Origin of the sequence: Streptococcus sp. (assembly GCF_019414905.1) — a bacterium.
In the GTDB taxonomy this organism is placed as follows: domain Bacteria; phylum Bacillota; class Bacilli; order Lactobacillales; family Streptococcaceae; genus Streptococcus.
Window position 1 is genome coordinate 1 of record NZ_DXLC01000100.1, and the last position, 9,649, is coordinate 9,649.

The window sequence follows — 9,649 nt, forward strand, 5'->3', positions numbered from 1 at the left end:
CCGCCTTGAGTTCTGGGCTAATTTGAGAAAGTTCTGACGTAAAGGTTTTGATTTGTTCGCTGTCATTAAAGAGAACAGATAAATATGTTTCTGGTAAACTGACCAAGCTCACAGAACTAGTCTCAAGCTGACCACTGGAAAGAATAGGATAATGATTTTCACCAGAAACATAGTAGGCAACAATATCATATTCCTTGACCTTGATAGTAAACTTGGTTGGAAATTAATAGACAAGCTGAGCTGATTCAACCCAATAATTAGACTTGATCCGCTCTTCATATTTTGCCTTATCTAGCAGAAGGTTAATCGTATAATCCGAATCCTGAATGCCTGAAGCCTGTCGGATATCATCAGCCGTAGTTTGCACCGTTCCCTCAACACGGATATCCTTCATGGTCGCATAAGGACTGAGTAAGTAGGCAGAGACAATCAATAAAAGCAAACTTGGAAATAAAATCGTTAGAGCTCGCAAGATATGGAGGCCTGGAATCTTTGCTTTGGCTGGTTTTTCCTTTGTAGCCTTTTTAGCAAGCTTTTTATCCTGTTCCTCGTCCTCTTTAGACCCTGATTCTTCTTTCTCTTCTTCCTCTTTGTCAGCCTCTGAGGATTCTACTTTTTCTTCAGACTCTTCCTTAGCTGATTCTTCATCATCCTGGTCTGTTTCACTCTCCTGGTCCTGCTTGTCCTCTGATTTCTCAGATTCTTCTCCCATTCGAGCTTGTCTTTCCTTTTCCTTCTCCTCAGCTAGGGCCGCCTCTTCTTCAGCCTTCTTTTTTAGATATTCTTGGTTCCGTTTCTGCCATTCTGATAACTCTTTCAATTCTTCGAGGATTTCTTTGCCCTCATTTTTCTTATCTTTTGACATTTACTTTCCTTATGATAAATCTTTTTTCAACAATTGATAAAAATCTGCTAGAGATTTCAATTCCTTAGAAGCCTTCATCTTGGCTTGGTAATCTTCCTTGTGACTTAGTAAGTGAGAAAGCTTCTCTTCCAAACTATCCAAGGTCAAATCGCTTTCTTGAAGCTCTTCTGCATAGCCTTTCTTAACAAAGTAAGCTGCGTTCTCAATCTGGTCTCCACGACTAGCTTCACGACCAAGTGGCACAATAACATGCAATTTTGCCATGGCCAAGAGCTCAAAAATCGTATTGGCACCACCTCGTGTCACAACAATATCAGCCAATTCCATCAAGGGTTGATAGAGATTGGTTACATAGTCAACACGAAAAAGATTTTGGCTCAACTCGTTCAGGCTAGAATCTCCAGTTAGATTGATAATATTGTAGCGCTCTGTCAGCTCTTTCTTATGGTCTGTCACCAATTGGTTAAAGACACGAGCACCTGCAGAACCACCGACAAACAATACAGTTGGCAATTTAGGATTAAAGTGGGTTTGGATATCCACCAATTCATCTGGTTCTGGATTTTTTTGGTCTGAAACCTTGGTCACTGCGCCCACATGCTCGACCTTAGATAAACTCGAAGCTTGTTCAAAGGTTGAATACATCTTAGTCGCAAATTTATAGGCGATTTTATTGGCCAAGCCCATGGACAGGTCCGATTCGTGAATAAAGACAGGCACTCCTGACACACGCGCAGCGATAACTGGCGGCACAGAGACAAAGCCTCCCTTTGAAAAAAGAGCCTGTGGACGAAGTCGCAACATGATAAAGAGCGATTGGACGATTCCCCAGCCAACTTTGAAGACATCCAGCATATTTTGCCAAGAGAAATAGCGACGCAATTTTCCAGTCGCAATGGAATGGAAGGTGACATCTAGACCCGACTTGAGGATTTCTTGGTGTTCAATCCCACGCTTGTCCCCGATATAGTGGACTTCCCAGCCATCTTCGATGAACTTGGGCATTAACAAAAGGTTGAGGGTCACGTGTCCAACCGTCCCCCCACCTGTAAAGACAATTTTTTTCATATTATTCCTTTAACTCCGCTACTGTGTCGATAAAGAGGTCGCCACGTACTTCAAAGTTAGCATACATATCCCAGCTGGCATTGGCAGGACTGAGAAGAACCACGTCTCCTTGAGTCGCAAGTTCATAGGCCTTGCGGGTCGCATCAGCAATATCAGTCGCATCCACATAAGACACACCAGCCTTATCTGCTGCCCGTTTGACACGTTCTGCAGACTGACCGAGAATGACCATCTTCTTAAGTCCAGTAATGTCTGGAACCAATTCGTCAAACTCATTGCCACGGTCCAAACCACCTGCAATCAAAATGACCTTGCTGTTGTCAAATCCTGACAAGGCTTTTTGAGTAGCCAAGATATTTGTTGACTTGCTATCATTATAGAATTTGACACCCTTGATTTCATCCACAAATTGGAGACGGTGTTTGACACCACCAAAGGTTGAAAGAGTTTCTTTGATGGTTTGGTTATCCACACCACGAAGCTTGGCTACAGCAATCGTCGCAAGGGCATTTTCCACATTGTGGCTACCTGGAACTCCGATTTCACTCGCTGCCATGACCACTTCTCCACGGAAGTAGAGTTGAGCATCTTCCAGATAAGCTCCATCAACCTTTTCAAGTGTTGAGAATGGTACAACTGTAGCTTGTGTTTTGCTAGCCAATTCTTTTGCCAAGTCTTGGTTAAAGTTCAAGACAAGGAAATCATCTGCTGTCATCTTGTTCTGGATATTCCACTTGGCTGCCACATACTCCTCAAAAGAGCCATGGTAGTCTATATGAGTTGGCATGAGGTTGGTAATAACCGCAATCTCAGGATGGAATTCTTGGACGCCCATGAGTTGGAAAGAAGAAAGTTCCATAACAAGAGTGTCCTTGTCTGACGCAGTTTGGGCCACTTGACTAGCTGGATAGCCGATATTTCCTGATAAGAGACCATGTTGTCCAGCAGCAGTCAAAACGTCCCCAATCATGGTCGTTGTGGTTGTTTTACCATTTGAACCTGTGATACCAACAATCGGTGCTTCTGAAATCAAGTAAGCCAATTCTACCTCAGTCAAGACTGGGATACCTTTAGCCAAAGCCTTTTCAATCATGGGATTGCTGTAGGGGATACCTGGATTTTTCACCATCAGGGCAAACTCTTCATCCAAGAGTTCCAAAGGATGGCCACCTGTGATAACCTTGATTCCTTCTTCCAGCAAACTTTGGGCAGCTGGATTGTCCTCGAAAGGTTTTCCGTCATTTACTGTCACAATGGCACCTAGCTTGTCCAACAAACGAGCTGCGGATTCACCAGACTTGGCCAAACCTAAAACAAGGACTTTCTTATTTTTAAATTGATCTATTACTTTCATGTCTCAAACTCCATTTCTACTCCTACTATTTTACCATTTTTATGGAAATAATTCTAAACGAAAATGCTCAGATTCAGCATTCTAACAAGCAAAAAGAGAGCCAAAACTCTCTTTTTATCTTCTTTTACTTTTATGGACCGACATGAGGGTAATATCTCGCAAGCTAAAGTATGCTAGGAAGAGCATGGCGATTGCGATAAAGAATTCTGTCGGTAGCTGAAAAATTTGCAGGATAGACAACATGAGCAAAATCAAGAGTGCTACGAAAGCAAAGACGACAAGGACGATATTGACTGTCCCTTTAATGCTTTCTGGTGTCGCAAATACATAGAGTAGTAATAAGAGGAGTCCTATGATTAAATAAACCATCTTTATCTCTTTCTAGCTCTTATTCAGCTGATTTTTTCTTCTTGTTAGCTTTCTCACGCTCTGCTTTGTTAAGGATTTGTTTACGCAAACGGATAGACTCAGGCGTTACTTCCATGTACTCATCGTCGTTCAAGAACTCAAGAGACTCTTCAAGTGTCAAGATACGAGGTGTCTTGATAACAGCTGTTTGGTCCTTAGTAGCTGAACGAACGTTAGTCATTTGTTTGGCCTTAGTGATGTTAACTGTCAAGTCATTTTCACGAGAGTTTTCACCGATGATCATTCCTTCGTAAACTTCAGTACCTGGGTTGACAAAGATCGTACCACGTTCTTCAATAGACATGATTGAGTATGTTGTAGCCTTACCAGCATCGATAGAAACAAGGGCACCACGGTGACGACCACCAATTTCCCCTGGAATCAATGGCAAGTATTGGTCGAAGGTATGGTTCATGATACCGTAACCACGAGTCATTGACAAGAACTCAGTTGAGTATCCAATCAAACCACGCGCTGGAACAAGGAAGACCAAACGAGTTTGACCATTACCAGTTGAAATCATATCCAACATTTCACCCTTACGTTCAGAAAGGCTTTGGATAACAGAACCTTGGTATTCTTCTGGAGTGTCGATTTGAACACGTTCAAATGGCTCACATTTAACACCATCAATTTCTTTTACGATAACTTCTGGACGAGATACTTGAAGTTCATATCCCTCACGACGCATTGTTTCGATAAGGATTGACAAGTGCAATTCTCCACGTCCTGAAACAGTCCATTTATCTGGTGAATCAGTTGGGTCAACACGAAGGGAAACGTCTGTTTGCAATTCTGCCTGCAAACGTTCTTCCACCTTACGAGAAGTCACCCATTTACCTTCTTTACCAGCAAATGGTGAGTTGTTAACCAAGAAAGTCATTTGAAGAGTTGGCTCATCGATGTGTAGGATTGGAAGAGCTTCAACTGCGTCTGTCGGAGTAATGGTTTCACCGACAAAGATATCTTCCATACCTGAAACGGCAATCAAGTCACCTGCTTTGGCTTCTTGGATTTCACGACGTTCCAAACCAAAGAAACCAAAAAGTTTTGTAACACGGAAGTTTTTAGTTGTGCCATCAAGTTTAGAAAGGGTAACTTGGTCCCCAACCTTAACAGTACCACGGAAGACACGACCGATACCGATACGGCCAACGAAGTCATTGTAGTCCAAAAGTGATACTTGGAACTGCAAAGGCTCATCTGAGTTGTCTACTGGAGCTGGGATATGGTCGATAATCGTGTCAAAGATTGGTGCCATAGTAGCTTCTTGGTCAGCTGGATCATCTGACAATGAAGAAGTTCCGTTGATCGCTGAAGCATACACCACTGGGAAATCAAGCTGGTCATCATCTGCACCAAGCTCGATGAAAAGTTCCAAGACTTCGTCCACTACTTCTGCTGGACGAGCTGATGGTTTATCGATTTTGTTAACAACCACGATTGGGACAAGGTCTTGTTCCAAGGCTTTTTTCAATACGAAACGAGTCTGTGGCATTGTTCCTTCGTAGGCATCTACGACCAAAACAACACCGTCAACCATTTTCATGATACGCTCAACTTCTCCACCAAAGTCCGCGTGACCTGGTGTGTCCATGATATTGATACGAGTTCCGTTGTAGGCAACGGCTGTATTTTTAGCAAGGATGGTAATTCCACGCTCTTTTTCGATATCGTTTGAGTCCATAGCACGCTCAGCCAATTCAGTACGTGCATCAAGCGTTTCTGATTGTTTCAATAGTTCGTCAACGAGGGTTGTTTTCCCGTGGTCAACGTGGGCGATAATCGCAATGTTACGGATATCTTCTCTTAATTTTGTCATGATTTCCTCTATAATATTCAAAATTTATTTTCTAACTGAACGATTATACCATAATTTCAGGTAAATAACATAACTCAAGCAAGTGTAAATGTTTTCACTATGCTTTTCTTTTCACGTCAAGCCTTTTCAAAGCAAGCGACTTATGATAAGATAGGCACAGTATGCGTTTAGATAATTTATTAGCCCAAGAAAAAGTTAGCCGAAAGGCCATGAAGCAAGCACTCCTCAAAGGGGAAATTCTCGTCGATGGTTGCCCAGCCCGCTCCCTAGCCCAAAATATCGATACAGGACTACAGGAACTCCTCTTTCGGGGCCAAATCATTCGAGGCTATGAGCACACCTACCTTATGCTTCATAAATCTGCTGGTGTCGTTACAGCCAATAAAGACAGGGAACTTCCAACTGTCATGGACTTGCTGTCACCTGACATCCAGTCTGACAAGCTCTATGCCGTCGGCCGACTGGACCGAGATACGACCGGCCTCCTCCTCTTGACCGATAACGGTCCCTTAGGCTTTCAGCTCCTCCATCCCCAATATCATGTCTATAAAACTTATCGAGTTGAGGTCAATGGACTTCTAACACCTGACCATATCCAAGCCTTTCAAAAGGGAATTGTCTTTTTAGATGGTACTGTCTGTAAACCTGCAAGATTAGAGATTCTATCTGCAAGTCCTTCCCTCAGTCGAGCCTCTATCACCATTTCAGAAGGAAAATTTCATCAGGTTAAGAAAATGTTCCTCTCGGTTGGTGTCAAAGTAACCTCCCTCAAACGCACCCATTTTGGACCTTGGAGCTTAGATGAAAATCTTCAAGCAGGATACTATCGTCCCCTAAACTCAGAAGAGTTGGCAAGTATTCGTGACTTTCTCAGAAAAAGTGGTTAAAAAATGAGCTCGGAAATATCCAAGCTCGTTTTCTTATTTCTCGACTTTGACTTTCCCTTTCCAAGAATCCAAACCATAAGAAAGGATATAAATCTCAAAAAAACCTTGTTTTTTCAAGTAAAGGGCTGCATTTGTCACACGTTGCGCACGTTGGTTTTCGTAAAGAAGGACAGGTTTATCCTTACGAAGGGCTGCAAGACTAGTCTTCAACTGACTTGAAGGAATATTGCGAGCCCCAAGAATATGTTTTCTGTGGAATTCTGCTGGGTCGCGCAAATCAATCAATTGACCCGTACGAATCAAGGCTTCAAACTCCTCATTGTCTACGATTTTAGCTGCACGGCGAATACGAAGATAGTTAAAGCCCATCCATGCCAACATTGCTAGTATAAGTGCCCACAAAATCCAAGTAACCATTAGTTCTTTTCTCCATTTTTCTCAATATAATCCAATTCTACCTTGTGCTCTCTGCGAAGAACCGCTTCTGCTTCTAGATAGTCTAATTTGTCCATCAACCCTGCATCGTAAATTCGAGAGAGCTCCAACTTCATCAGTTCAATATCATATAAGCGTTTTCCCATGTAAACAATAATACCAAATCGTTTGAGGAATTGCTGCACATCATAGAATGTTTTCATAAGACTCATTCTAGCAAATTTTTGTGTTTTTTTCAAGAAGAGACCCACACAATGCTCCTGATTTTCCTATCTTCTTTGGCGATTCTGACGCAAGTGTGGTACAATAAAAACATGAGAATTCAACAATTACATTATATTATCAAAATCGTCGAAACTGGCTCCATGAATGAGGCAGCCAAGCAACTCTTTATCACTCAGCCGAGTCTTTCCAATGCTGTGAGAGATTTGGAAAATGAAATGGGCATTGAAATCTTTATTCGTAATCCTAAGGGTATCACCTTGACCCGTGATGGGATGGAGTTCCTCTCTTATGCCCGTCAGGTTGTCGAGCAGACCCAGCTTCTGGAGGAACGTTATAAAAATCCTGTCGCCCACCGCGAACTCTTTAGCGTTTCGTCTCAACACTATGCCTTTGTGGTTAACGCCTTTGTATCGCTACTTAAGAAAAGTGATATGGAGAAATACGAGCTCTTCCTTCGTGAAACTCGGACTTGGGAGATTATAGACGACGTCAAGAACTTCCGTAGTGAGGTCGGTGTCCTATTTTTAAACAGCTACAACCGTGATGTTTTAACCAAAATGCTGGATGATAACCACCTCCTGGCTCACCATCTCTTTACCGCCCAACCGCATATCTTTGTCAGCAAGACCAATCCTCTGGCAAAAAAAGACAAGGTGAGACTATCTGATTTGGAGAATTTCCCTTACCTCAGCTATGACCAGGGGACGCACAATTCCTTCTACTTTTCAGAAGAGATCCTTTCCCAAGAGCACCACAAAAAATCCATCGTGGTTAGTGACCGTGCCACCCTCTTTAATCTCTTGATTGGTTTGGATGGTTATACCATTGCGACAGGGATTTTGAACAGCAACCTCAACGGAGACAATATCGTTTCTATCCCATTGGATATTGATGACCCCATTGAGCTGGTCTATATCCAGCATGAAAAAACCAGCCTATCTAAGATGGGCGAACGCTTTATCGACTATCTCCTAGAAGAAGTCCAGTTTGATAGTTGAGAGTCACTCTAAATCGAATAACCTAAAAACCTCAAGAACTAGCTTTCAACCCTAGTTCTTGAGGTTTTTTATCTAATAGTAAATCATAAGGATTTTATAAAATCTTATTTTTTAAACAAAAATATAGCAAGGATTAAAACAAGAACGAGTCCAGCTCCTTCAACAATGGCAAACACTGGAATGTTTCCGAATAGTTTTTGTTCTGGCTTTATCTCCTCACTACTGTCTTGAGTTGATTCTGGCACTGTATCTCCTTGTTTCGCTACTTCTTGCTCTGATTTTTTCTCTATTTTCTTAGGACCATAATTTGGATTTACAAAAGTTGCGAGCATGGTGGGATTAGAATAGTCTTCCTCTCCTTCTTTGACTAACCATGACGCATTATATAAATTCCGTCCTTCCAATACCAGCCCAAAATCAATTCGCTCACCAGGAAGCAAAACTGCTCCTAAACCTACACTAAAAAAGAAAGCTTCTCCGTCATTTTTCTCTTTTAAGACAATAAATCCGTTCTCACCCACTTTTTTTAGTCGAGATAATTTTCCTTTAATATCTCCATCTTTAAAGGTTCCAGTGTAGTTTCCATCTTCTCCTAAAATGAGTGATGAAGCTCTACCAGGTTTAGTACCATTATTAGGTTCTTTATTAATCCAAGTACCCACTAATTCGGATGGGAGAGGAATTTCATCACCAATTTTAGCATCAACAAGGGGCTTGGGCATAGGGGGATTAGGATCCATATTATCTCCAACAATCGGGAGATTTAGAGAAGTATATTCAATAGTTGAGGTATCTATTTTTGTTTTAGAATCAAGATTTAACTCTCTTAGATCACCTTCTCCTGCTCTAAATTCACCTTTTTTAATTAAACTTGCCTCCTTATTTTCTTTAGAAAGTTGGAACAATCTATATGACATAATCCCTGGAGTACTTTCGAACACCATAATACTACCATCTGTGTAGGTATCAATAACTGTCCCCATTCTAAGACTTGTATCCCAAAATCTATCAAATAATGGAGTGGGAGTATTACCATTCATATAATATACTTCAAACAGTTCCCATTTTTCACCATTGGTCAAACCGATTAATAATTCATCCGTCCCATTTTTGTCAATATCCTTCAAAGCGTAACCAAGTCTATTAATATTATTTTCAAATAGATGTTTACTCTCCCACTTCTCAGTGATTTGTGGCAATAGTTGGTTGTAGTCAGTACTGTCAGCTTGGGCTGAATTCACTAGTGAAAACAAACCTAATATAGAACAAATAACCACCAGTAGTTTGTTTAGTAATTTCAAACGATTTTCCATATTTTTATAATCTCTCATATTCTAGCATCATTCTCTCAATATCGATTTTATCTATTGTCGACAAATCAGTCACGTTCTCACGTGATACTCTAATCGATAAATTCTTAATGATTTTTTCATTAATATTTCTAATCCAGCGACCATTACTACAATCATTGATTTTGTTATACAAAGATTTAATAGTTTGAGTATAATAGTCCACATCGATAAAGTATCCTTGATTGTTTAATCCTAATAAACCAATTTGAATAATTTCATCTGCTGTATAATCTTC

9 protein-coding genes and 2 pseudogenes are annotated in these 9,649 nt (G+C 41.1%); 2 read left to right on the top strand and 9 right to left on the bottom strand.

Features of this window, described 5'->3' with window-relative positions; genetic code table 11:
* The 5 genes and pseudogenes from QZ359_RS02915 to typA all read right to left on the bottom strand — a co-directional run.
* Positions 1 to 865 (bottom strand): annotated as a pseudogene (locus QZ359_RS02915) (FtsQ-type POTRA domain-containing protein); the annotation flags it as partial.
* A gap of 9 nt (positions 866 to 874) precedes the next feature.
* Positions 875 to 1,933 carry a UDP-N-acetylglucosamine--N-acetylmuramyl-(pentapeptide) pyrophosphoryl-undecaprenol N-acetylglucosamine transferase gene (locus QZ359_RS02920; protein ID WP_060627867.1) on the bottom strand — a complete coding sequence of 353 codons (1,059 nt, stop codon included), beginning with the start codon at positions 1,931 to 1,933 and terminating at the stop codon, positions 875 to 877.
* Between the two features lies 1 nt (position 1,934).
* Complete coding sequence (gene murD, locus QZ359_RS02925) at positions 1,935 to 3,287, bottom strand: UDP-N-acetylmuramoyl-L-alanine--D-glutamate ligase (protein ID WP_293958096.1); 1,353 nt, start codon at positions 3,285 to 3,287, stop codon at positions 1,935 to 1,937.
* Positions 3,288 to 3,401: 114 nt separating this feature from the next.
* On the bottom strand, positions 3,402 to 3,656 hold the full coding sequence (locus QZ359_RS02930) for a DUF3165 family protein (RefSeq protein ID WP_125393664.1): 255 nt from the start codon (positions 3,654 to 3,656) through the stop codon (positions 3,402 to 3,404).
* Positions 3,657 to 3,675: 19 nt separating this feature from the next.
* Complete coding sequence (gene typA, locus QZ359_RS02935) at positions 3,676 to 5,517, bottom strand: translational GTPase TypA (protein WP_000164111.1); 1,842 nt, start codon at positions 5,515 to 5,517, stop codon at positions 3,676 to 3,678.
* 161 nt (positions 5,518 to 5,678) lie between these two features.
* On the opposite strand from typA, the gene QZ359_RS02940 reads away from it, so the two are divergent.
* Positions 5,679 to 6,404, top strand: a complete 726-nt coding sequence (locus QZ359_RS02940; RefSeq protein WP_101781325.1) for a pseudouridine synthase — start codon at positions 5,679 to 5,681, stop codon at positions 6,402 to 6,404.
* A gap of 33 nt (positions 6,405 to 6,437) precedes the next feature.
* Here the strand turns inward: QZ359_RS02940 and QZ359_RS02945 are convergent, their stop codons facing one another.
* Together QZ359_RS02945 and QZ359_RS02950 are read right to left on the bottom strand one after the other, a co-directional pair.
* Positions 6,438 to 6,821 (bottom strand): rhodanese-like domain-containing protein, encoded by a 384-nt coding sequence (locus QZ359_RS02945; protein WP_101781327.1) that lies wholly within the window; start codon positions 6,819 to 6,821, stop codon positions 6,438 to 6,440.
* Positions 6,821 to 7,090 carry a YqgQ family protein gene (locus QZ359_RS02950; RefSeq protein ID WP_181897307.1) on the bottom strand — a complete coding sequence of 90 codons (270 nt, stop codon included), beginning with the start codon at positions 7,088 to 7,090 and terminating at the stop codon, positions 6,821 to 6,823. Before QZ359_RS02950 ends, QZ359_RS02945 begins: the two co-directional genes overlap by 1 nt.
* Positions 7,091 to 7,153: 63 nt before the next feature.
* On the opposite strand from QZ359_RS02950, the gene QZ359_RS02955 reads away from it, so the two are divergent.
* On the top strand, positions 7,154 to 8,062 hold the full coding sequence (locus tag QZ359_RS02955) for a LysR family transcriptional regulator (protein ID WP_044813012.1): 909 nt from the start codon (positions 7,154 to 7,156) through the stop codon (positions 8,060 to 8,062).
* 104 nt (positions 8,063 to 8,166) lie between these two features.
* Here QZ359_RS02955 and QZ359_RS02960 read toward each other — a convergent pair whose 3' ends face one another.
* Positions 8,167 to 9,393 carry a hypothetical protein gene (locus QZ359_RS02960; RefSeq protein WP_293959254.1) on the bottom strand — a complete coding sequence of 409 codons (1,227 nt, stop codon included), beginning with the start codon at positions 9,391 to 9,393 and terminating at the stop codon, positions 8,167 to 8,169.
* Positions 9,380 to 9,649: pseudogene (locus QZ359_RS02965) on the bottom strand (cbxX/cfqX); the annotation flags it as partial. The gene QZ359_RS02960 and the pseudogene QZ359_RS02965, both read right to left, overlap by 14 nt.